Source organism: Leptospira selangorensis (assembly GCF_004769405.1).
Classification (GTDB): domain Bacteria; phylum Spirochaetota; class Leptospiria; order Leptospirales; family Leptospiraceae; genus Leptospira_B; species Leptospira_B selangorensis.
Genome location: NZ_RQES01000012.1, coordinates 141,928 through 164,494, shown reverse-complemented (window position 1 = coordinate 164,494; position 22,567 = coordinate 141,928). Strand labels below are relative to the sequence as shown.

At 42.7% G+C, this 22,567-nt stretch carries 22 protein-coding genes; 16 read left to right on the top strand and 6 right to left on the bottom strand.

All coding sequences use genetic code 11. The features are described 5' to 3' along the window. Positions 1 to 61: 61 nt before the first annotated feature. Positions 62 to 796 carry a FecR family protein gene (locus tag EHO58_RS08840; RefSeq protein WP_135628651.1) on the bottom strand — a complete coding sequence of 245 codons (735 nt, stop codon included), beginning with the start codon at positions 794 to 796 and terminating at the stop codon, positions 62 to 64. 10 nt (positions 797 to 806) lie between these two features. After that, entirely contained in the window at positions 807 to 2,249 is a 1,443-nt protein-coding gene (locus EHO58_RS08835; protein WP_135679673.1) for a hypothetical protein, read from the bottom strand. A 305-nt stretch (positions 2,250 to 2,554) separates the two neighbouring features. On the opposite strand from EHO58_RS08835, the gene EHO58_RS08825 reads away from it, so the two are divergent. Both EHO58_RS08825 and EHO58_RS08820 read left to right on the top strand, forming a co-directional pair. After that, positions 2,555 to 3,520, top strand: coding sequence for a sensor histidine kinase (locus tag EHO58_RS08825; protein ID WP_100723228.1), 966 nt, complete (start codon positions 2,555 to 2,557; stop codon positions 3,518 to 3,520). Beyond that, on the top strand, positions 3,517 to 4,257 hold the full coding sequence (locus EHO58_RS08820; protein WP_135679672.1) for a LytR/AlgR family response regulator transcription factor: 741 nt from the start codon (positions 3,517 to 3,519) through the stop codon (positions 4,255 to 4,257). Before EHO58_RS08825 ends, EHO58_RS08820 begins: the two co-directional genes overlap by 4 nt. Positions 4,258 to 4,445: 188 nt before the next feature. Here EHO58_RS08820 and EHO58_RS08815 read toward each other — a convergent pair whose 3' ends face one another. The 4 genes from EHO58_RS08815 to EHO58_RS08800 are packed head-to-tail and all read right to left on the bottom strand — an operon-like array spanning position 4,446 to position 7,558. Further along, positions 4,446 to 5,144, bottom strand: coding sequence for an SDR family oxidoreductase (locus EHO58_RS08815; protein ID WP_135679671.1), 699 nt, complete (start codon positions 5,142 to 5,144; stop codon positions 4,446 to 4,448). Between the two features lie 10 nt (positions 5,145 to 5,154). Continuing rightward, a complete protein-coding gene (gene corA / locus EHO58_RS08810; RefSeq protein ID WP_135628647.1) occupies positions 5,155 to 6,156 on the bottom strand; it encodes a magnesium/cobalt transporter CorA in 1,002 nt (333 codons plus the stop codon). Positions 6,157 to 6,199: 43 nt separating this feature from the next. Further along, entirely contained in the window at positions 6,200 to 6,751 is a 552-nt protein-coding gene (locus EHO58_RS08805; protein WP_086446196.1) for a TetR/AcrR family transcriptional regulator, read from the bottom strand. A gap of 3 nt (positions 6,752 to 6,754) precedes the next feature. After that, positions 6,755 to 7,558, bottom strand: a complete 804-nt coding sequence (locus tag EHO58_RS08800; RefSeq protein WP_135628646.1) for an aldolase/citrate lyase family protein — start codon at positions 7,556 to 7,558, stop codon at positions 6,755 to 6,757. 425 nt (positions 7,559 to 7,983) lie between these two features. Between EHO58_RS08800 and lepB the strand changes: the two genes are divergently transcribed. From lepB to EHO58_RS08725, 14 genes are all read left to right on the top strand, one after another. Beyond that, positions 7,984 to 8,979 (top strand): signal peptidase I, encoded by a 996-nt coding sequence (gene lepB / locus EHO58_RS08795; RefSeq protein ID WP_244241112.1) that lies wholly within the window; start codon positions 7,984 to 7,986, stop codon positions 8,977 to 8,979. A 2-nt stretch (positions 8,980 to 8,981) separates the two neighbouring features. Beyond that, the gene (locus tag EHO58_RS08790; protein WP_135628645.1) at positions 8,982 to 9,215 is read left to right on the top strand and encodes an AtpZ/AtpI family protein; all 234 of its coding nucleotides are present in this window, start codon (positions 8,982 to 8,984) and stop codon (positions 9,213 to 9,215) included. A gap of 483 nt (positions 9,216 to 9,698) precedes the next feature. Next, positions 9,699 to 10,754, top strand: coding sequence for a F0F1 ATP synthase subunit A (gene atpB, locus EHO58_RS08780; RefSeq protein ID WP_135628644.1), 1,056 nt, complete (start codon positions 9,699 to 9,701; stop codon positions 10,752 to 10,754). Between the two features lie 43 nt (positions 10,755 to 10,797). Then, positions 10,798 to 11,085, top strand: a complete 288-nt coding sequence (atpE, locus tag EHO58_RS08775) for an ATP synthase F0 subunit C (RefSeq protein ID WP_020771187.1) — start codon at positions 10,798 to 10,800, stop codon at positions 11,083 to 11,085. Positions 11,086 to 11,087: 2 nt separating this feature from the next. Further along, positions 11,088 to 11,615 (top strand): F0F1 ATP synthase subunit B, encoded by a 528-nt coding sequence (locus EHO58_RS08770; RefSeq protein ID WP_086446200.1) that lies wholly within the window; start codon positions 11,088 to 11,090, stop codon positions 11,613 to 11,615. A gap of 1 nt (position 11,616) precedes the next feature. Beyond that, positions 11,617 to 12,177, top strand: coding sequence for an ATP synthase F1 subunit delta (atpH, locus tag EHO58_RS08765; RefSeq protein ID WP_135617001.1), 561 nt, complete (start codon positions 11,617 to 11,619; stop codon positions 12,175 to 12,177). Then, entirely contained in the window at positions 12,167 to 13,681 is a 1,515-nt protein-coding gene (gene atpA / locus EHO58_RS08760; protein WP_086446202.1) for a F0F1 ATP synthase subunit alpha, read from the top strand. The genes atpH and atpA overlap by 11 nt, the downstream gene beginning before the upstream one ends. A gap of 13 nt (positions 13,682 to 13,694) precedes the next feature. Next, positions 13,695 to 14,555, top strand: coding sequence for an ATP synthase F1 subunit gamma (gene atpG, locus EHO58_RS08755; RefSeq protein ID WP_135679670.1), 861 nt, complete (start codon positions 13,695 to 13,697; stop codon positions 14,553 to 14,555). Between the two features lie 21 nt (positions 14,556 to 14,576). After that, positions 14,577 to 15,980: a F0F1 ATP synthase subunit beta gene (gene atpD, locus EHO58_RS08750; RefSeq protein WP_100722948.1), complete on the top strand. Its 1,404-nt coding sequence runs from the start codon at positions 14,577 to 14,579 to the stop codon at positions 15,978 to 15,980. A gap of 3 nt (positions 15,981 to 15,983) precedes the next feature. Then, on the top strand, positions 15,984 to 16,364 hold the full coding sequence (atpC, locus tag EHO58_RS08745) for an ATP synthase F1 subunit epsilon (protein WP_135628641.1): 381 nt from the start codon (positions 15,984 to 15,986) through the stop codon (positions 16,362 to 16,364). Positions 16,365 to 16,557: 193 nt separating this feature from the next. Then, complete coding sequence (locus EHO58_RS08740) at positions 16,558 to 19,242, top strand: midas domain-containing protein (protein WP_135679669.1); 2,685 nt, start codon at positions 16,558 to 16,560, stop codon at positions 19,240 to 19,242. Positions 19,243 to 19,244: 2 nt separating this feature from the next. Continuing rightward, a complete protein-coding gene (locus EHO58_RS08735) occupies positions 19,245 to 21,461 on the top strand; it encodes a GAF domain-containing protein (protein WP_135679668.1) in 2,217 nt (738 codons plus the stop codon). A 277-nt stretch (positions 21,462 to 21,738) separates the two neighbouring features. Continuing rightward, positions 21,739 to 22,068 (top strand): metalloregulator ArsR/SmtB family transcription factor, encoded by a 330-nt coding sequence (locus EHO58_RS08730; RefSeq protein WP_135628638.1) that lies wholly within the window; start codon positions 21,739 to 21,741, stop codon positions 22,066 to 22,068. Next, a complete protein-coding gene (locus EHO58_RS08725; protein ID WP_135679667.1) occupies positions 22,055 to 22,537 on the top strand; it encodes an SRPBCC family protein in 483 nt (160 codons plus the stop codon). The genes EHO58_RS08730 and EHO58_RS08725 overlap by 14 nt, the downstream gene beginning before the upstream one ends. Positions 22,538 to 22,567 lie beyond the last annotated feature (30 nt).

Sequence of the window (22,567 nt, the reverse complement as noted above, 5' to 3'; positions counted from 1 at the left end):
GATAAAAAAAGAGGCTCGGTTTCCCGAGCCTCTTATACATTCCAAAATCTTTATAGAAGATTTACATTTTTCCTCCGCCGTAAGTCTCATCACTTGGAACGGAGTCTTCCGGAGTCCAGCCTTGAGGTGTATGGCAGGATAAACAGTTCTTTAAGGAAATATTCTTTTTCATTAGATCCTTGAAAGGAGGAAGAGATTTAAATTTTACGATAATACCTTCGTAAGAACTTCTTTTAGGCTCTTCTCCGCCGCCCGGATAATAACCGCCATTTCCTTTTTCTTGCATGGTACCGTCTTTCGGATCTCCTGTTCCATTCATCAAAACCTTACCTTCGCAAGTACAGAAGGAAGAATCCTTGGTCTTATGATCATGGAATGCGGAGAATGCAGTTCCTCTTACCCCTGCAGTGGTAGTGGGAGTGCTTACTTCGAATTTTTTACCTTTTAGATTCACAAGTTGGAACCAGGCAAATCCGCTCTGCACTTCCAACTTACCATCTTTGGATTCATTATACAGACTTGAAATTTTCAGTTTTGTATTCGGTAGGATTTTAAACTCGGAACCCTTATAGAGTAGTGTGGTTTTAGAAGCATTTCCTGTAGAAACTATATCCCCTTCAGAAACCAGATCTCCTAGTTTTAAAATATTCCAACTTCCCTTGCCGCCTTTTTGTAGCTGCACTTTTCCGATCAGGAAGGAAACTCTTGCGTCCTTCTCCTTATTCTCTTGGCTTACTAAAACCAAGGAACCGATGGAAAGTAATAAGCTTAAGATCATCCACATTCTTAGTTTCATAAATATCTCCTTAAAATTCGATGGTGGTCCAAAGAGTTAGCTCCTTGGTCAGGCGGCCGTAGGACACGATCCCGTTATTTGCACCGCCCTGGAATTGTTGTAAATATTCCGCTTTGGTCCTTTCGTTTCCGGATCCGTCCACATAGGATTGTTCTCTTCCTCCGTCCTTGTCCCTGTTCCTGGATTCGGTATATCCGATAGAAACACGTAAAGAATCCGTAATATTCCATTCTGCGAATACTGAACCTCTCCTAAAAGAAGAACGAACAGAATAACCGGAAGAGCTTACCAGAGGTCCAATAGTATTGGTTTGTATATTCCAATAATCCGATTCAGGAGTTCCCGGCATGATCTGATTTATCTGAGTTCGGTTTGCGGCGAGAACTCCGTCTCTTCCGCTTCCTCCCTCTAATCTACCCACGATCCTAAAATCTCCCCATCCTAAAGACAACCAGGCATAGGCAGCAGTTCCTGTGGAATCCAAACCTGGAGTCACCGCGCCGAATGGTTTGGAAACATCTCGGACTTCTCCGCCTTTTTGTTTTCTGAACACATATCCAAGTCCGAAGTTAAGAATTTTTTTACGATCAAAATTAGCTTCTACCGCATAAGAGTCACTTTCTAGGGAACGAACATCTTTTCTGAGGCTGGTAGAAGGATTATTATCCGATGCAAGACATGCTGTTCCTTCTTTACAATCTGAAGTAGCAGCTCCGGTTAAATTAGCGGATCTATAAAAGAAATGAAGTCCGATACGATTCTCTTCACCGATTTTAGGCTCATACGAAACTCTGGAAGAAAGATCAAAACCTGTGGAGTCGGTGTTTTGGGTCTGCCTGTAACCTTCGCCATTGGAAAGAATAACCTGGGCGGATAGGGTGTCCCATTTCCCTGTTCCGCCTAACCCGATGTCGGCGGGCGCAGGCGCAAATCCTAAACTTTCTAGAGGTCCTTTGTCCACATATCTCCATCTCCAATAATTTTTCCATTGGGTGTATGTATGCGGGAGTTCCTGCATTCCGAACGTTAGCGAGTATTCCCCGAGTCCGGTTTCCCAGGTTTTACGTATTAATGCCCTTCTGATCCCTAAAATATACGGATTGGATTTAACCCCTCCATCCATTCTTGTGTCAGCACTCACTTGAGCAGAACGTAATAATTCTCCCCATAATTCCAGGCTGACACCTGTTTCCTTAAATTCTTTATTAATGGTCAAAAGAGTCCAAGGTGTGGAGAAGCCAGGCTCCTCATTAGGATATGTATTAGCAAGACCGGAACCACCGTCTCTCATTCTTTGATTATAAGAAGGGGAGAGGATGCCGCCAATCTTCAAACCGTAGAAACCGTCCGGTTCGTCTTTCTTAGTGGTAACGATTTCCTCTGCGGATAAACTTACGGATCCCATAATAAAACATGCAGCGGTGATCAGTTTTCGAATAGATGTCCTTTTCAAAGAGGTCCCCCTCGATTACTTGCCGACAAAAGTCGTAAAGAAAAAATTTCGTTTAGATAAACCTATCCTTACTCTCCTGTCTACCAGACTTTGTATTTAACGTGATGGTCGATCCGATTTCTGTAGTTTCCATTCGATTGGAATAAACGATACTTTCACTGGAATAAGATTGCAAAAAGGGAATCGACGGGTTAAAAGAATACAGGATCAGTGGAGTCGGACCCGGAAAAAAGTTTTCGACCATTCTTTCTATGCGCACTTTTAAGATATTATTCTGGTTAACCATTAACACGGTGATCGGCACAATGAATTCATTGTTAGTCGCTCATAATTCCAAGGCTCCTTTTTGGAAGGTGTTTTTGGCTACACAGGTAACTACACATTGTGTATGTTCCATCGTGGAGTTTTCGGTAGAATTTTTGAACCGAATGAACAAAGGGGCGTTTTTCACAGGCGCCTTTCTGGTGGTCGCCTCTGCGATCGCATCTGTTCTGGGAGTTGCGTCAGGCGGAATCATTCATGTATTATTATTAGCCGGAGAAGGGGTCGAAAGGCCGCACGGAGGATCTTATAATATTCTTCTGAGTAGCCTAATACTGGCCCTATTCATTTCATTCTTAGAAAAATCCATGCAGATCCTGATAGAAAGAAGGAAGAAGATGGAAAGTGAGCTGAAAGATATCCAATACAGGACCTTTCAGAACCGGATGGATCCTCATTATTTATTCAATACTTTGAATACCATACATTCTTTGTTAGTAACCGACCCTCAAAAAGCGGATAATGCTTTAATTTTACTCTCTGAAACTTATAGATTCCTATCAGATAGGATTTTCGAAAAAACGATACCTTTTTCGGAAGAGTGGGATTTTACGGTAAACTATCTAGAATTGCAAAGGATCCGGTTTTCGGATTCTTTGACGATCAAGATCAAAAAGGTGGGAGATTTTTCGAGGCTTAGGATTCCTCCTCTCACCTTACAGCCATTAGTTGAAAATAGTTTCAAACACGGATTAGAGAATCGTTCCGAGGCAGGGATATTAGAGATAAGCGCCACCGAAAGTTTTGGAAGAATAAAAATAGAAATCAAAAATAATGGGAACGAAAAACAAGAGCACCATTTGTTACCTGAATATAAGAAATCCGAATTCTCTCGCACCTTAAATAATATAAAATCCAGGTTAGAGTATAATTTCGGGGAAGCGGAACTCAAATTAGAAAAAGATAAATTCGGAATCACCACATTAAGATTGGAATTCGCATCAAGATGAATAGCGTGCTATATAAGGTTTTAGTGATAGAAGACGAGGTTCCTGCCAGGGACCTTCTTCGCAAATTTTTGGAAGATTGGCCTCAGTTCGAAGTAGGCGGGATAGCAAGAACAGGCTCCCAGGCAATCGACCTTCTTAAAAAAGAAAAATTCGATCTGGTGTTCTTGGACATCAATCTTCCCGAAAAAACCGGCCTACAAGTTTTAGAAGAGATCGGCGAAAATCTTCCTGTATTGGTCTTCACCACCGCTTATAGGGAACATACACTCAAAGCATTTGAAGTCGGGGCATGCGATTATCTTTTAAAACCATATACAAAGGAAAGATTTTCCGCATGTATGGAAAGAGCGCTTCATCATCTGCAGTTAAAAACCATTTCCAACTCCAGGGCAAGCGGTGAACCGGATCCAGTATTCGTTTTTCGTGATGGAGGTTTGATCCATCGGGTTTTATATGCGGATCTTTATTATCTAACCGCCAATGGAAAACGTTCCGTTCTACATACAAAAGATGGAGATTATGAAACCGCTAAACTGCTCGGCGATTTAGAAAAAGAATTACCTAAGACTGATTTTTTGCGCATCCATAGAAAACATATGGTGAACCGCAATCTTGTCTCTGCAGCAAAATCACAAGCGGGTGGTGCATATACAATTTATCTAAAAGATGAAGATGAAACAAATCTTCCAGTTGGACGGGAATTTGTAGACGGAGTGAAAGGCCTTTTCGGAAAGTAAGGTAATGTTGGAGTTCCTACATTGTAATTAAGATCGCCCCCTCCCTGCATTGGGTGGGGGGAGTGGCCCGTGGGAGAGCGCTTACACGCCTAACACAGAATCCTCACTTCGTCAACGAAATCCTCACCTTCAAATCCACGTTGGAATTCCGACAAACGGAAACTCTCCGAACCTCTGGCTCCGCCCTCTCACCAAGGAATCTCTTTCTTATCCCTCAGAAAAGTCCCACTTGGTCCGCTCTTATCTAACTGAGCCGCCCAAACAATAGTCTCGGCGCCATGTTCCACAGAGCGAGTCGCAGACTTTCCGCCCATGTCTGTTCTTACCCAACCGGGACAAACAGAATTCACTTTTATATCTTTGCCGGAAGATTCGGAGTATAAGATTCGAGTAAGGGCATTCAATGCAGTTTTAGAAATACGATACGCGGCATAGCCGGAACTCATATCGTAAAGTTGTCCCATACCTGAACTAACATTTACGATCCTGCCATAACCGTTCTTCTTCATCACACCTAAGATCTTTTGGGAAAGAAGAAAAGGCCCGATCAGATTAGTGTCCAAGGTTCCTTGCAACATTTCTAAAGTAGTGCTCTCTATAGAACCGCTGTCTAGATATACACCTGCGTTATTCACAAGTATATCGATCTTAGGATATTTAGGTAGAATTTCTTCCAGGAACATATCGATGGAATCCGGATCGGAAACATCCAAAGCAAAAGCCTCTGCGGATCCTCCTTCTTTGCGGATGGAAGATGCAGTCTTTTCGGAGTCTTCTTTTTTGCGGGAAGCGCATAGGATGTGGATCCCTGATTTGGAAAGTTGTTTCGAAACTTCTTCGCCTATACCTCGGCTTGCGCCAGTAACGATTGCAATTTTTTTGTCCATAAGACTTGGACTAATCTTTGAACCAATTTTTATATTTAAAATATAAAATCATACTTCCTGGAATGGCAAGCATGGTGGTAAGGGAGGCACTCAGAATTAGTTTATTGCCGTAAGGAAGGTCCGCAAAATTCATCCCGAAAAAACCGGTCAAGAAGGTGAGTGGCATAAAGATCATCGAAACTAAGGTCAATCGTTTGATGATATCGTTGGTTTTCTGGGATAGAATGGAGAAGTAAGCATCCATGGAGTTCCCGATCAAATCCCTGTCCATATCTATGGTTTCTACGAGTCGACTCAAATGATCGTATACATCCCTAAAATAAAAACGAACCTTTTCGGAGAGAAATTTATCCTCATGTCTCATGATCAGATTCAGAACTTCTCTTTGGGGAGAAAGTACCCTTCTCATTCTGACTAAATTTCTTTTTACATATAAGATATTCGTAATGAAGTCAGGCTCTATCTCGCTCGTCAGGATCTGATTTTCCAGATCTGTGATCTGTTCGGAGATCTGGTCTAAGATCGGGAAATTAGAATCCACCAAAAGATCGAATAGAAGATAAAGAACATGATCCGTTCCCTTTGACGCAAAGTTCAGTTCCGTAAGAGTCCGATTCCAAAGAGAATCGATCAAAGGTTCCTTATGTTCATGAACTGAAACGATAAATTTACGATTGAAAAATACATGTGTTTCAGTCGCAGAAAAGGACTGTTCTCCTTCTGATCTAAAACTATGGAGAACGATAAACGCATGGTCCTCATAATCTTCAAATTTAGGCCTTTGGTTTCTGTTCACACAATCTTCTATCGCAAGATCATGGAATCCGCAGTTTTTGGATAAAAAGATCAGATCTTCGGAGGTTGGATTTTCTACATCGATCCAAACCTTTTCTTTATTCAGAGTTTTTGCGAGGGAGAAGTTTTTCAAGAACGCGGCGTCCGTTTTTCGGATCACCGCTTTGGAAATGGGATTTTTTTCTTTGGGAGTAGGGAAGGAAAGAAAACGTATCATCTTATTGTCCTAATACGGGTTTCTTCCGAGAGCTTTATCAGCCTTAGGTATTCTCCAATGCGTATACTATATACGCTCGGAAATCTTCCAGAGTGAACTCCCTCTTATTCGTCAAATGATTGATCATATAACCTATGATCGCAGAAGTAAGATTTTTTACTTCGAACTCGGTATAATTCGGTTTTAAAGCCAATATGATCTTCTTGGAATTTTCATAAAAGATCAGGTTTACCAAATGAATATTTCGTTTTTTTAATCTATGGATCTTTGGCTGGAGCATAAGACTCCAATACAAGCGGAGATATTCTTCATTCTCCTTTACCAATTTAATGATCTGTCCACCTAAGAATTGGATAAGCTCCGCTCTATTCTCCGAAGTATTCAATTTTTCCGGAAGATATTTTTTAAGGATCGTATCATGAGACTCGATGATCCCTTCTAAAATGGATTCTTTAGATTCAAAATAACGATATGCAAGACCCAAAGACAGACCGGCTCTCTGGGCGATTTGCCTCATGGTAGAGCCGTGATACCCTTGTTCTGAAAATAATTTGAGGGAAGTTCTTAGGATTAGGTCTCTTGTATCTTTGGCCATTGTTTACCGAATGGAATAGAGAACCTTTCTGGATCCGATCCTTTCTCGATTGGTTTCCATTCTATTCTTATAACCGTAGGCCTTCTCGGGTTTCAAAAGAGAAAATAGGTCATACAATTCGATCTCAAATTGGAGCATAACTTCCGCTATTTCTTCCGGAAATTTTTCCAAAGATTTCATAGCGTCCACACAAACATGTCTGGAGTTAATCTTATCTGGACGGATCTCTTCGGCGATCTTTCTGAAATTTTGTTTTGTGATCGTTCCACCAACGGAAGTTTTTTTGCCTCTGTCTTTGGAAATAGCAATGATGGTGCGGGTAACTTTCATCACTTCTTTATCATCAGGGATCATACCCATAGAAGCGGAGAGGTCAGATCTTGCTGCCGTCACCTGATCCAGTTCCTCGAATGCGCTCGAGTCGGCAATCTCTAGTAAATTTTTATAACCTGTGATAGTCTCCAGGTTGATTGCCTTAGTAACCTTAGAGAAAGCCACAGGACTTAGCATACTTTTAAGAGTAGAAATAAAATTTTTGAGCGCATAAGAAGATTCGATCATAGGTGCTGAAATCCCTTCGATCTCTTCTTTCGCAAGCATACGGATATCGGTCCTTGCTTCAGGCCCGCCGATCTTAACAGTGACCGGAACCAAATCTTTGGCCACGATATGGAGTGCTCGGATTTCGTCCGAATCCATATCTTCCGTTTCCGTGCCTCCTTTCAATCCTACGATAGGATAACTCTGTTTCAAAGAAATCAGGTGGCGGCGAAGTTCGATAATTTTGCGGTCTATCTGCTCTTTCACGTTTCTAATATCGTCCTTTTCGAAAAAACTGTAAGGATTTTTAAAAATTTTAACTCTTTGAAAAGGTCTTTTGGGGGTGGGTTTTGGCCGCGTTCTTCGCTAAAGCTCAGACCAGGCTCTCACCTCCGGTCAAAAAATCGCGGTCGCGATTTTTGTGACCCCGGTTCGATCCTTCGCGGGGGAGTGGAACTTATCCCTTGCTCCAGGAATCTGATTATCTTATGCTCCAAAAACTGATCCGCAATACTTCGATAACGGGGGAGGCGGGGTAGAAGCTTTATGTTTGGATAGAACAATAGAAACATATCTCGCCAATGAAACTGGCGGCATGTAACAATTTTCTCAGTGAACTCCGCGCGAACCTCTAAAGCGAGCATTCAGTCTTCTGAATTGACGGGAAATGCCGATCCCGTATCAATAGACCTATGAGCCAGCCGAAGGGCAGTACCTTTTTGAAAAAACTTCCTACATGGATCCAGGAAATCTTTGGAGAAGAATCGGTAGATTCCACTCTCTCCTTCTTTTTTATCGTTTTATTAGTTTTAGCTTTTAAATCCTCAGTTTTGGACGCGAACAATATTCCCTCGGGATCCATGCTTCCCACTTTGAAGATAGGGGATTTTCTATTCGTAAATAAGATGAGATATTCTCTCAGGCTTCCTTTTACGGATACGGAACTTAAAAGATACGATGATCCTAAAAGAGGGGATATCGTAACCTTTATCCCTCCCGATGGAGCAGTTTCTCCTGAAGAGAAAGAAGGATGGTTCCCAAAAAGATTCGTAAAAAGAGTGATCGGTCTTCCTGGAGATAGAATCCGGATCGTAAAGGTATTACATGAGAGAGATGGATTTCCAACAGTCTATGGCAAAATAGAATACATGGAAAAAGGAAAAACGGACTTCTCCGCTTACGACTTTAAGGACGAAGAAAAAGGAAATCTATTCGATGACCTGGATGATGACGCAGCAGTCCAATACTATCTTTTTAAAGAAAAGAAACCAGGCTTCGAACATTATGTGATCGAAGGAAACACCCGTCCTTATACCCACGAATTCAAAGATGCGGAATGTTTCCAAGTTACCGGTTGTGTGATCCCTGATGATCATTATATGATGATGGGAGATAATCGCACAAATTCTTCCGACTCCAGATTTTGGGGATTTGTTCCTAGGGACAATATACTTGGGAAAGCTGCATTTATATACTTCTCCATTAATTGGAAAGACCATGTATGCGCTTATAAGAGTGCGGAAGATCTCGGGATGAACGGAGACTCTGCTCAAAAATACGATCCGGAAGAATTTAGATCGAAATGTGGAGATATCGGTTCTAATATGAACTGGTTCAAGAGTACTATATTTTATAGAATTCCTAGAATGCAGGTCCGTTGGTATCGTATCGGAACCGTATTAGAATAACCATGAGCGAACCGGATCAAAAACCTCCAGAAAATAAGGATGTTTCTCCCTGGCAGCTTGCTAGTGTGGGGACGGAGTTTGCTTTTATCATCATCGCTTCCGTTTTTATAGGAAGGTATCTGGATGGACGTTTCGGTTGGTCTCCTTTCGGGATCTTGTTCGGGGCGGTTTTTGGATTCGGTTACGGGATTTACTATCTTCTCACCAGAGTTTCCCAATTCGACAAAAAGGATTAGGTTTCTCGCCTTGGGGATAAAGGACTCGGACGGGTTACTGCAGCCTAAAAAGTATTATTTAGGTTTTGGTATCCTTCTACTTATCTTCGGATTATGGTTTCGGTTCTACGAAGTTTCCGACTTATCCTTTTGGAAGGGAATTGTAATATCTCTTTTCCTATCTTTACTTATTTACAATTTTAGATTTTATCTACTTTGGAAACATTCCAAAGAAGGTTTTTTAATCCAATTTGGAACGACTGTTCTGTCTTTTTTTATTCATTTAGCCGTTTTAGTACTGTTTATCTGGAGAGGCGAACGTGAAGGTTTTGTGATCGGTTTTTTTATTGCCCATTTCGCCAACCTTTTAATATTGGTATTCGCAAGGTGACCCCTTAAAACGCTTCAAAGAGCGGTTTAAAGGTACTTTGCGGGAAATAGAACCCTGGGTGGTGCTCCCAAAACTCTTCTTTCCTGTCGTTTACGAGAGGATCCTTTACAAGTATGTTGAAACAAATCTTCGCAACCGCATTATTATTGTTCTCACTTCCATTATTTGCTTCCGAGGGAGAAGCTTCTAAACCTTTTGATTTGAACGAGGTGTTGGTTCACCACTTAATGGACCATGCTGAGTTTCCTTTCAACGTAGGAGGGACGAAAGTTTTCGAAGGACATGAGAATTTCGATCCTCATGCAGAAAACATCTTCGTAGATCATTCCACAGGTCATAGATTCCATTTTGTCGGCGGTATCGATCTTCATATCACTCGTCGTGTTACGATGATGTGGATTGTTTCTTTTCTTCTTCTGATCGTATTTATTCCTGCCGCTCGATTGATCGCAAAAAATCCTTTAAAGATACAAAGCAGATTCGCTAACGGAGTCGAGGCTTTTGTAACTTTCTTGAAAAAGGATGTTGTGGATGCAAACACGGACGGTCACGGTCATTCTTATTATCATTATATTTTCACATTATTCTTCTTCATTCTATTCTGTAACTTGATGGGACTCATTCCTCCAGTCGGAGAAGTGATCCAGCTCGGAATCGAATCCGTAAATGCGGGAGAAGAAGTTCCAGTTGCTGCAGAAGCACATGCTGCTTCCGCTCACCATGAACCGATCTGGATCGCAAAAGTTTGGAACGGTATTACTGTAACTGGTGATGTTTCGGTTACTGTTACACTTGCACTTATCACCTTACTTCTGATCTACGGAACTGGATTTATTTACCAAGGACCAAAGTTCATTCTTCATTCGGTTCCGAATGGAGTTCCTGCACCTCTATACCTTTTAATGTGGCCATTGGAGTTTATCATTTCTCCACTTGCTAAAGCATTTGCACTCACTGTGCGTCTTTTAGCAAACATGACTGCAGGACACGTAATCATCTTAGCGTTACTCGGATTTATTTTCCAATTCCAATCTTGGGGAGTTGCGCCGATCTCGGTTTTTGGAGCTACCGCGATCTATTTCTTAGAATTGTTCGTGGCCTTCTTGCAGGCTTACGTTTTCGCTCTTCTTACTTCGCTCTTCGTGGGCTCGAGCATGCATAGGCACTAATTTTATATAAGCGTTTTGATTTCAAATAGGAGAAAGTAATAAAATGGAATTCGGACTAGGATACATTGGAGTAGGAATCGCAGCTGGACTCGCTATTTTAGGCGCAGGACTCGGAATCGGAAGAATCGGTGGCTCTGCTGCTGAAGGAATCAGCCGTCAACCTGATGCAGCTGGAAAAATCCAAACTGCAATGATCATCTCTGCAGCCCTTATCGAAGGTGCGGCTCTGTTCGCAATCGTTATTGCGTTCCTTGCAGGTGGAACTCTAAATACAGCAGTTAGCAAAGCTTCTGCTAAAACTGAAGTTTCTGCACCGGCTGAAGGTAAATAATCTTGTTTCTCTTGGCAGCTGACAGGGGATTAGGCGCACTATTAGACGTTAATCCGGGTCTGATCATTTGGACCCTGATTACCTTCACAATAGTCGTCATTATCCTTAAAGTTTTCGCTTGGGATGTGATCCTCAAAGCTCTGGATGAAAGAGCTGAGACCATCCAAAACGATATTCGTAAGGCTGCTGACGTACGTTCCGAAGCGGAATCTCTGCTGAAAGATTATGAAACAAGAATCGCTCAAGCAAAGGACCAAGCTAACGGAATCGTAGCGGAAGCCAAATCGGACGCTACTAACCTGAAAAACAAAATGTTGGATGATGCTTCGAAAGAAGTGAAGGCTCTTAAAGATACTGCACTGAAAGATATCGAACTCGCAAAATCCAAAGCATTGGCAGAACTCCAAGGGCAGATCGTGGACATGACCGTTCAAGTCGCGGCTCTGGTTCTGGAGAAACAGTTAAAAGCTGACGATTATAAGTCCTTTATCGAGAACGAGTTAGGCAAGATCAAGAAACTGAGCGCGTAACATGAGTTATTCTGCGATCCCAAAAACATACGCGGCCGCTTTTGCGGACGCTAGTTCTTCTCCGGAAGAAGCCGAACAGGAATTGGATTCTATCGTAAGTATTTTCCGTATAGAACCGCAGTTCCGCGATTTTTTCGATACCCCTTCCGTTAAAAGGGAAGATAAGGAAGCTGTTCTATTAAAGACCTTCCAGGGGAAAATTTCGGAAATCACTCTGAATTTTTTACAGGTGCTTCTTCGTAGGGGAAGATTCTCATTTCTTTCCGAAATTCACGAAGCTTTAAAAGAAGAACTGGATCGTAAAGCAGGAAGAGTTCGCGCGAAAGTCAAAAGTTATCCCGCTATGGATGAGGCTTCTCTCTCTAAATTAAGGGAAGTATTAAAAGAAAGATTCAAATCGGAGTTCATCTTGGAAGCAAGTGAAGATCCGAGCCTTCTCGGAGGTTTCGTGGTCAGATTCCAAGACTTGGCGATCGACTCTTCCATGAAAAGCCAACTTAAGAAAGTAAGGCAAACCTTGCTGGACAGCAAATTACCGGTCGGAGTGGTGTATGAAAATTAAAACAGACGAAATTACGTCGGTCCTCAAACAGGAAATTTTAAATTATAAAAAAGATCTGGGTGTCGAAGAAGTCGGAACTGTTCTGGAAGTAGGGGACGGTATCGCTCGAGTTTTCGGTCTCAGAAACGTGATGGCTGGAGAACTTGTAGAATTCCAAAACGGAGTTCGCGGTCAGGCCTTCAACTTGGAAGACAATTCCGTGGGTGTGATCATTTACGGAGATTACAAAAATATCCGTGAAGGATTCTCAGTTAAAAGAATTGGAAAGATCTTAGAAGTTCCGGTAGGACCGGAAATGCTCGGACGTGTGGTGAATCCACTCGGTGAGCCTCTGGATGGAAAAGGGCCAATCAATACCAAACATACTCGTGCGGTAGAAAGTCCTGCTCCTGGTATTTCCAAAAGACAACCTGTTGAAGAGCCTCTTCAAACTGGTATCAAAAGTATCGATGCAATGATCCCGATAGGCCGTGGACAAAGGGAGTTGATCATCGGAGACCGTGGAACTGGTAAAACTTCCATCGCTCTGGATACGATCATCAACCAAAAAGGTTCCGGAGTTATCTGCGTTTACGTAGCGATCGGACAAAAGGCTTCCACTGTAGCGACTATCGTGGAAAAACTGAAAGCGGTTGGAGCTCTCGATTACACAATCGTGGTTTCCGCAACTGCTGCTGATCCTGCTCCTCTGCAATATATCGCTCCTTATTCTGGATGTTCCTTCGCGGAATACTTCATGTATAACGAGAAAAAAGCTACCTTAGTTGTTTATGATGACTTATCAAAACAAGCGGTTGCTTATCGCCAAATGTGTCTTCTTCTTCGTAGACCTCCGGGCCGCGAAGCTTATCCTGGAGACGTTTTCTATCTTCACTCTCGCTTATTAGAGAGAGCGGCTAAATTAGATGAAAAATACGGAGCAGGTTCCTTAACCGCGCTTCCTATCATCGAAACTCAAGAAGGTGAGGTTTCCGCTTATATTCCGACTAACGTGATTTCGATCACTGACGGTCAGATCTATCTGCAATCCAACTTATTCGCATCAGGGGTTCGTCCTGCAGTGGATGTGGGTATCTCCGTATCTCGTGTTGGTTCCGCAGCTCAGATCAAAGCGATGAAACAAGTCGCTGGAAAAATGAAACTGGAATTAGCGCAGTTCAGAGAGTTGGAAGCATTCGCTCAGCTTGGAACGGACTTAGATCCAATCACTCAGGCTCAGTTGGACAGAGGATATCGCATCGTTGAGATGTTGAAACAACCTGTTTCCAGCCCTTATCCTGTAGAAGAACAAGTGGTCGAAATTTTTGCGGTAACTAGAGGACATATGGACAAGGTTCCAGTTCCTAAAGTTAGAGAGTTCGGAGCACATTTATTAAACGTTCTTCGCACACAACAACCTGAAGTATTGAACGCTATTCGCACCGAAAAGAAAATTTCGGACGAAGGAAAACTGGGAGAGGTTATCGCCTCTATCGCAGCTGACTTTGTTAGGAACCTGAAGTAAGCGGAGAAAAATCTTGGCTACACCTCGGGAAATAAAGAAACGGATCAGCTCCGTTAAGAACACTCGGAAGATCACTCGAACTATGGAAATGGTCGCTACGGCTAAATCCAAAAAGTTGAGTGATCGGGTGAACGCGTCTCATCCATTCTCTAATAAAATTAAGGAATTGGTGGGAGCGCTCGCATCCCTTGCTTCCGTAGTAAAAAGTCCTTATTTAAGAAAACCGAATACGGTTCGCTCTGCAGCTCTTCTTGTGATCACTGCTAACAGAGGTCTTTGTGGAGGATATAACTCCAAAACAATCCGTTTAGCAAGAACTCGCATCCAAGAATTGAAAGATCAGGGTGTAAACGTTCGACTTTTTGTCGTAGGTAAAAAAGGAATTTCCTATTTCCAATTCGCAAAAGAGAAAATAGAAAAAACCTATACTCATATCGACGATAAGTCCGGTTACAAGGAAGCGGAAGAGTTTGCGGACTTCTTCTTGGGTCTATTTGCAAATGAAGAAGTGGATTCGGTGGAAATTATTTCTACTGTTTATCATTCTTCTGCAAACCAAGAGCCTGATATTACTAAGGTTCTTCCGTTTGAAGCACAAGGAGAAGCTAATGTAGGTTCCAACGTTCTATATGAGCCAAGCCCGGCTGATATTCTGGAATCTCTTCTTCCCTTAGTGGTAAAAACTGCATTTTTAAAGGCGATCTTGGAAGCGAATTGTTCCGAGCAGATCGCAAAGCGCGTGGCCATGAAATCCGCAACGGACGCGGCCTCCGAGATGATCAAACTTCTGACCCGCGGTTACAACCGTATTCGTCAGGCGAAGATCACTCAGGAGATCTCGGAGATCGTAGCGGGTGCGGACTCGCTAAACTAGTTCTGGTATTGGAGTACTTGGATGAGCAAAGGTAAAGTAAAACAAATCATCGGATCCGTTTTGGATATCGAATTCGAGTCCGGACATCTGCCCGAAATTTTTAACGCGCTTGAAATCGACGCGGTCGTAGAAGGCAAAAAGGAAAAAATTATCGCCGAAGTGCAACAGCATATCGGTGGTAGTGCAGTAAGAGCGATCGCTCTTTCTTCCACTGACGGCCTTGTAAGAGGACAGGAAGTTTCTGATACAGGAGCTCCTATTTCCGTTCCAGTTGGGGACGTGACCCTCGGAAGAATTTTTAACGTTCTGGGAGATCCAGTGGATGAAGGCGCTCCTATCCAAGTGAAAGAGCGTAAACCTATCCACAGAGCCGCTCCAAGTTACGAAGACCTTTCCCCTAAAACGGAAGTATTCGAAACAGGGATCAAGGTTATCGACCTTCTTGCTCCTTATATCAAAGGGGGAAAGACCGGACTCTTCGGAGGAGCCGGAGTAGGTAAAACAGTTCTTATCCAAGAGTTGATCAATAATATCGCGAAACAACACGGTGGATTTTCCGTATTCGCAGGTGTTGGTGAAAGAACCAGAGAAGGAAACGACCTCTGGAGAGAGATGAAAGAATCCGGAGTTATCAACAAGACCGTGCTTTGTTATGGTCAGATGAATGAGCCACCTGGTGCTCGTCTTCGTGTTGCTCTTTCTGCTCTTACAATGGCGGAACATTTCCGTGATTCCATCGGAACAGATGTACTACTCTTCGTAGACAATATCTTCCGTTTCTCCCAAGCGGGATCGGAAGTATCTGCTCTACTTGGACGTATGCCTTCTGCGGTGGGATACCAACCGACTCTTTCTACAGAGATGGGTGCTCTCCAAGAGCGTATTACTTCCACTCGTAAGGGATCCATCACTTCCGTTCAGGCAATTTATGTTCCTGCGGACGACTTGACTGACCCTGCACCTGCGAACGCGTTCGCTCACTTAGATGCGACTACGGTTCTTTCTCGCGCGATCTCCGATAAAGGAATTTATCCTGCGGTTGACCCACTCGATTCTACTTCCCGCGTGATGAACGCAGAAGTTTTGGGTGCGGAACATTACGGTGTTGCTCGTGAGGTTCAAAGGATCCTTCAACGTTATAAAGATCTTCAGGATATCATCGCGATCCTTGGTATGGACGAACTTTCTGAAGATGATAAGGTTCTGGTTGCGAGAGCAAGAAAGATCGAGAAATTCCTTTCTCAGCCTTTCCACGTTGCGGAAGTATTCACTGGATCTCCTGGAAAATACGTAAAACTTGCAGATACAGTTCGCTCTTTCAAAGAATTGATCGCAGGAAATTGCGACCACCTTCCAGAGCAAGCCTTCTACATGGTAGGAACCATAGAAGACGCGATCGAGAAGTCCAAAAACCTGAGAGCATAATCGATGGCAGCCAAGCTAGACGTATCGGTAATCTCTCCAGAAAAACTACTCTTCCACGGCGATGCGGACAGCATCGTCGTGCCTGGAAACGAAGGGTTTTTCGGAGTGTATCCGGGCCATACTTCTCTTGTTTCCCTGCTTGGGATCGGAGTGTTGGAAGTCCGACAAGGAAATAAAACGAAAATTGCCGCAATCGAAGGCGGATTTTTCGAAGTAAGAGACAATAAAGTTACAATTTTGACGGACCACGGTAGCCTGAAAGAAGATATCGACCTTGCTGCCGCCCAAAAAGCCCTAGAAGAAGCGGAAGCTCTTCCTGCCTCCAACGAGAAAAATACTCTCGTCCTAAAAGCAAAAACCCGAATTTTAGCGGCTTCCCGCTAATATTTAGGGGTTCCAAATTCCGAAAATTATTAAGGGACACTTCTATCGGTTAAGCCCGAAGAAGTTTCCCATTATAAGAGAAAAGGTCTTCTAATATAAGAGGACTGTCTCGAAATTTTTTCGGATTGTATTTCCTACAACTTAGGAGATCCTCCGAATTAGACAGACGGATTTTTAGCATACTGTAGGAAGCATGGCGGACGATTTTACGATAGACGAGGGAGAGGGGTTTCCAGCCGGAAATGGAGAGGATTTTGATCCGAGTGAAATGAGCTTGGACGAAATAGATTCTCTCTTGGCTAACGATGGAGATTCTTCCGATTTTAATTTCGATTCCGTTCCGGGAGATTCTCCAGACAGCGAAGGATTTGAGGAATTACTCGCTTCATCCGGAGACGATTACCCGGATGATATTCCTAATTTCGAACCTGAAGAAACTGATTTTGGCTCAGACCTAAGTCAACTTGATGAGTCCGTTCATTTGGACGAAGACTTTGATTTCGAACTCACAGATCCAATGATCGATGCTGAGATCGACAGACTTCTGGATATCGATGATGACCTGAATTCTCCTACTACATCTTCTTCCTCTGCTCCTTCTTGGAAAGAATCATCCCCTTCTTCTTTACCCGAAAATCATGAGGAAGCATTCGGAGATTTAGGCTCTTTGGACTTGGGAGATTTCTCACAACCTGGAGAAGTCCCTTCTTCCGCATTTCATTCAGACGACCAACCATTTGATTGGGGAGGGGATTCTTCCGACCAAGACGAGGTGGTTGGACTTTCCGATGCGGACCTGGATGATGAGACACCGATCTCTCTTTCCGATGATGAATTACATAATATTGATATAGGCTCCAACCTTGCAGACTTCTCCATGGACGAAGAAGAAGTTTCTGCTCCGGAAGATTCCGGTTCCAAAACTTTCGAAGACGAAATAGTTTCCGATGATGAAGGTCCAATTTCTCTCTCTGAGCATGAGTTGGACGATATTATGGCTGAAGACTTCAGTCCGAACATGGAAGAAGAAGGATTCGGGGATTTGGGTGGAGACGATATTTCTATGCCTTCTTCCGAATTGACCGAGGACATTAACTTCGACGGTGAAGAAGAAAAGGACATCGCACTTTCCACGGACGAATTGGATCATCTTTTAGAAGGTGATGATACTTCTTTAGAGAACAAAAGTTCTTTCGATGAGATGGGAGATTTTGGAGACCTTGATCTTGGTTCCGTTTCCGAAGAACATACTTCTTCCGATTTGGATATGGAAGAAGAAGCGAACGAGCCGATTGCACTCTCTGACGACGAGCTTGGGAATTTATTATCCTCCGGAGATGAGGATGAGATCGAGAGTATCCAACTAGACGATCTGGATTCTGTAGGAGCTCCTACAGCAGAGTCGGAGTTTGGAATGGAAGAAGATACTGATCCTTCTTCTGAACTAGACCTAAGCGATTTTAATTTTGATTCCGATTCGGAAGAAACTAAAGACGAATTTGGTGGAGAGGACGAATCCATTTCTCTTCCTGTTTCCGATTTTGATAATTTCGGACTGAGCGAAGAAGAAAATCCTCTGGATACCGGATTGGATCTAGGAGATTTCGAAGACAATGCTAAGTCGGAAGAAAAAGTTTTCGAAGAATCTTTAGGAGACTTCACCTCTGCAAGTGATGAAGATATATTAGGAAGTTCAGATTCTGATCAGATGGATTTCTCTCCTGTGGAAACTCCAGAAGAAGATTTCTTCTCTGAGGCTTCTGATCCGGATGAACCGATTGCACTTTCAGACGACGAGCTTGGAAATTTATTATCTTCCGGAACAGAAGAGGAAGAAGAACATACTGGAACTTCTTTAGATCTTTCCTCCGATTTGGATGATAACGAGCCGATTGCACTTTCGGATGATGAACTTGGAAACTTACTCTCCGGTGAAGAAGAGGCAGTTTCCTCTTTAGATTCGGAAGAAGACGAACCTATTGCACTCTCCGACGACGAGTTAGGAGATTTATTATCTTCGGGAGATGAAGAAGCTTCCGATGCGGATATATTTGCGGATGCTCCGCCTATAGAACATGAAGACGTAGCTCCTGTAGAATTCGGAGACTTTAGCTTAGACTCTGAAGCAGATGAGCCTATCGCTCTTTCCGAAGATGAGTTAGGGCATTTATTGGAAGAAGAGCCTGAACTAGAGACTGCTTCTGACGATCTGATGGAAGATTCAGAAGAGCCAATCTCACTTCCGATCAACGAGTTGGACGATATTGGAACTCCTGATGTATCATCCGATTATGATATAGATTGGGACGGACCTGTTGCGGATCTGAATGATCTGGGCGCAGGAGCAGAGAACGCGGTAGCTGCACCTTCCGACTGGGATCTGGGAGAAGAAGCAGATGAACCTATTACATTATCCAATGACGAATTAGGAAATTTACTCTCCGATGAAACTCCTCAAGAAGTTGATTCAGAGGACCTGGACCAATTATTATCTTCTCCTCCTGAAGCAAACGACTTAAATGCGTTAGGCTCCTTCGAAGATGATATCCAAATTTCAGGTTTGGACTTTGCAGATGATGTGGGCGGGGAGATTATCCCAACAATAGAAAAATTGGCTCCGGAACCGGAACTTAATTTTATCTTAGACGAGTATGCGGACGAGAATGAACTCTCTCCTTTGGAAGAGGTTCGCCAAGCAGGAGCTTCTGCTGAAGAAGCTGAGACGGGCGAGGCAACTCCTACTCAAGACGAGATGAAACGGATCCTTCTCTATTTAGATGAGCTACTCGGAAATCTTCCTGACGATATGATCCGTGATTTCTCTCGTTCAGATTATTTCGAACTTTATAAGAAATTAATGAAACAAATCGGCGTTTGACGATGGGTCTATTAGACAAGGTCACTCGTCTTATTCGTTCCGGGAATTTAGAATCCGGAGCCAAAACCTCTTCCTCTTCGGTGGCAGTCTCCGGAGAGGAAAAACCTTCTCTTCTAAAAAAATCCATGGCAGTACGTGCCAAAGGTCTTTTAGAAAAGGCTATGGATTTTGGCGGAAGAAAAGAGAAGGCGGCCTCCGCTTACGAAGATCCTACTAATTTCGAACCTGCAACTGCTTCCACTTCCTCCGAAGACGATTTTAGTTTCGATTCACCTTCCGCAGATTTCGGAGATATCGATTTTGGCGCGGACGGTTCGGATGCAGAAGTTTCTTTTCCCGATTCCGCTTTCGGTGAGGAAAGTTTTGGAGAAGATACAAGCAGCGATTTTGATCTTTCTTCTGCTGACTTCGGTTCTGTTTCGGAAGAAGAATCAGATTTTGAAATGGATCCTGATCTTGGATTAGGATTAGAAGATTCGGATCTGGGAGCAGACTTCGGAGATCTTCCTGAGGAAACTCCAAACAAAGGATTATTATCCAAGGCGGAAGAAGTAAAGGAAGAAGAGAAAATCCCTTCGGGCCTGCCTAAACCGGATGCTATTAAGGATCCATTCGATGATTGGGTTAAGGATGCTGAGAACCAGGCTAATCAAGAAGCAACTCGTCCTTTTAGCAAAGAGCAAAGCGATACGGAAAATGCTCAGTTCTTATTCGATGACGATTCAGATTATTCTACGATGCCTATCGATTTGCAGATTGCTTCTCGCAAAAAATTGGAGAACTATTTATCCGCATTTGAAATTTCTAAAGAGATCTCCTCATCCAAAGATTTTACGAACTTTTTCGAAAACTTAAGTTTTTCCATCCAAGGACAGATCGGGGCCGAATCTATCGTAGTTTTCTCTTCTACAAATGGAGAATATGATGTGCTCAGAGTTGTGGAGGCCCAAGGAATAGGAGCGGATCCTGATTGGGTTTTAGAAGTAGGGGATGAAAGTTATCAGGCAGCATTAAAAACTCCTTCCGTAGTATATGCGAAAGAGATCTTAAAACATTCTCCTCCTAAAAAAGAAAAGGAAATCCTGGAAAAAACAGAAGCAGAAATGCTCGTCCCGATCCGCAGTTATGATGAGTTTTATGGAATTATAATATTAAGTAAAACGATTGAGGGTGAAGACTACACGATCGAAGACTTAGAGTTCTTGAAGATCGTAGGGGAAATGGCCGGATCCGTATTGAGAAGGATCATGGACCTGGAAGCTCTTCACCAAGAAAATGATCGATTGAATCAGGTTGTCAAAAGTAACGAAAGGATACTTGCAACTGCAAGAGACCTGGCCGGGGTCCGAGATATGGACGAGGCATACGACTATCTTGTAGAAGTATTAAAAAAAGAACTCGGGCTAAGACGTTGGAGTTTCTTACTTTTGGATAGAAGTACCAGAAAAGAATACAAAGTATTCGGAACAAATTTACTCACACCTGATACCTCCGGAAAGTTCAGATTAGGATTGGATTCCAACTTAGTTGGGATAGTTGCCAATGTTCCTGGCGTATTCAGGATTGCGAATTTTAGAAAAAATCCGGAACTATTATCTCAATTATCCAACGATGAGATCGGACTCATGCATGATTTCGATATTCTTCCGTTCTTAAATCTGAACTGGCTTGTGGGGATGTTATTCATTCACGAAACAGAAAGGCCTTGGACAGATACGGATCGAGAAACTGCAGTAGGAATTTCAGAGATCGCTTCTCCAGTACTTTCTAATTTATTAATGTTAGAAGAAAGAGATGCCGTATTCAGAGATCCATTCAGTCCTGTTGAATCAAGAATTGACGAAGCGATCTCAAGGTCTTCTAAAATAGGAACTCCTTTTAGTCTTACCGTTTTCAAGGTCCAAAATGCAACCAGAATGGTTCGCATTAAGGGTGCAGGATTTTTCGCTCATTACTGTGAAGAACTCAGAGCATCCATCCAGGAAAATTTGGGAGAAACGGATTACTGTTATAGAGTGGGCCAAGGAAAATACGTAGTCGTCCTTGACGGAAAAGATAGAGAAGAGACCCAGATCGTAGTCCGTAAGATCCGAAACAGAATTGTAGAATTGGATAGAAAGAACAAAGACTTCCAGACTTCCACAGCAAACCAAACTCTATGTTATCCTGCGGATACCAGAGAGAAAGAAAGAATGTTGGAACTGATAGAAGAATCCTGATATAGTTTATCGGGATAATATTGTAGGAGTTCCTACATTGGGTTCAAAACCGCCCCCTCCCAGCTTTGGGTGGGGGGAGTGGCCCGTGGGAGAGTTCATTCCCGCTTATCACAAAATCCTCCCTTCGTCAACCGGATCCTAACCTTAGAATCCGTGTTGGAATTCCAACATTTCAGATATCCCATTCTTCCTTATCCTAAACTAAAGCAACGTATTTATTTAAATAAGCATTTAATTAAATATTGACTTAATTAAATAATCGTTTAAATAATGGATTATGAATGCTTTTGCCGCCCTTGCAGATGATACAAGAAGGGAAATAGTGAGATTGGTGGCCAAAAATGGAGAACTTACTTCAACCGAGATCGGGCAAAATTTTAAAATAAGCCCGCCTGCCATTTCTCATCATTTGAAAATTTTAAAAAGTGCCAAAGTCCTTAACATGAAGAAGGAAGCGCAAAAACGTATCTATAGCTTAAACGGATCAAGCATTAATGAAATGGAAGATTGGTTATTGGATATAATCGATCTATGGAATAAACGCCTGGATAAGTTGGATCGATACGTATTGAAAGTCAAAAAGGAGAGAGCCCATGATAAGAAATAACGTGGAAACAATTGTAGAAGGTAACAAGGTCATTTACAAAAGATACTTCGATGTATCTGCAGAACTTCTCTTCGAGGTATGGTCAATGCCGGAACATCTTGCAGAATGGTGGGGACCGGACGGATTTACATTAACTACCAAACATATGGATTTTACCAACGGCGGGATTTGGGAATTTATCATGCATGGGCCGGATGGACATGATTATAAGAATAAGATCCAATTCACTGATATTAAAGAGTCTCATCATATTCTCTACAAACATCTTGGAGATGGAGAAGGTGATCACGATGTTCATTTCGAATCAAAAATTATATTCGAACAAGTGGGAGAAGGCACAAATCTTACAATGGAACAGATCTTCCCGAGCAAAGAAGAACTAGAAAGAGTGAATGAAAAATTTGGTGCAATTGAAGGTGCTAAACAACATATCGGCAATCTTGCTAAGTATTTGGAAAAACTGAAGTAGCCAGCCTGGCAAGGTGGATCTTTGTTGGAA

Excerpts from the sequence above, each read along its gene's own strand:
- EHO58_RS08840 (WP_135628651.1), bottom strand. The coding sequence starts at position 796 with ATGAAACTAAGAATGTGGATGATCTTAAGCTTATTACTTTCCATCGGT.
- EHO58_RS08825 (WP_100723228.1), top strand. The coding sequence starts at position 2,555 with ATGAATTCATTGTTAGTCGCTCATAATTCCAAGGCTCCTTTTTGGAAG.
- EHO58_RS08820 (WP_135679672.1), top strand. The coding sequence starts at position 3,517 with ATGAATAGCGTGCTATATAAGGTTTTAGTGATAGAAGACGAGGTTCCT.
- EHO58_RS08815 (WP_135679671.1), bottom strand. The coding sequence starts at position 5,144 with ATGGACAAAAAAATTGCAATCGTTACTGGCGCAAGCCGAGGTATAGGC.
- corA (WP_135628647.1), bottom strand. The coding sequence starts at position 6,156 with ATGATACGTTTTCTTTCCTTCCCTACTCCCAAAGAAAAAAATCCCATT.
- EHO58_RS08805 (WP_086446196.1), bottom strand. The coding sequence starts at position 6,751 with ATGGCCAAAGATACAAGAGACCTAATCCTAAGAACTTCCCTCAAATTA.
- lepB (WP_244241112.1), top strand. The coding sequence starts at position 7,984 with ATGAGCCAGCCGAAGGGCAGTACCTTTTTGAAAAAACTTCCTACATGG.
- EHO58_RS08790 (WP_135628645.1), top strand. The coding sequence starts at position 8,982 with ATGAGCGAACCGGATCAAAAACCTCCAGAAAATAAGGATGTTTCTCCC.
- atpB (WP_135628644.1), top strand. The coding sequence starts at position 9,699 with ATGTTGAAACAAATCTTCGCAACCGCATTATTATTGTTCTCACTTCCA.
- atpE (WP_020771187.1), top strand. The coding sequence starts at position 10,798 with ATGGAATTCGGACTAGGATACATTGGAGTAGGAATCGCAGCTGGACTC.
- atpH (WP_135617001.1), top strand. The coding sequence starts at position 11,617 with ATGAGTTATTCTGCGATCCCAAAAACATACGCGGCCGCTTTTGCGGAC.
- atpA (WP_086446202.1), top strand. The coding sequence starts at position 12,167 with ATGAAAATTAAAACAGACGAAATTACGTCGGTCCTCAAACAGGAAATT.
- atpD (WP_100722948.1), top strand. The coding sequence starts at position 14,577 with ATGAGCAAAGGTAAAGTAAAACAAATCATCGGATCCGTTTTGGATATC.
- atpC (WP_135628641.1), top strand. The coding sequence starts at position 15,984 with ATGGCAGCCAAGCTAGACGTATCGGTAATCTCTCCAGAAAAACTACTC.
- EHO58_RS08740 (WP_135679669.1), top strand. The coding sequence starts at position 16,558 with ATGGCGGACGATTTTACGATAGACGAGGGAGAGGGGTTTCCAGCCGGA.
- EHO58_RS08735 (WP_135679668.1), top strand. The coding sequence starts at position 19,245 with ATGGGTCTATTAGACAAGGTCACTCGTCTTATTCGTTCCGGGAATTTA.
- EHO58_RS08730 (WP_135628638.1), top strand. The coding sequence starts at position 21,739 with ATGAATGCTTTTGCCGCCCTTGCAGATGATACAAGAAGGGAAATAGTG.
- EHO58_RS08725 (WP_135679667.1), top strand. The coding sequence starts at position 22,055 with ATGATAAGAAATAACGTGGAAACAATTGTAGAAGGTAACAAGGTCATT.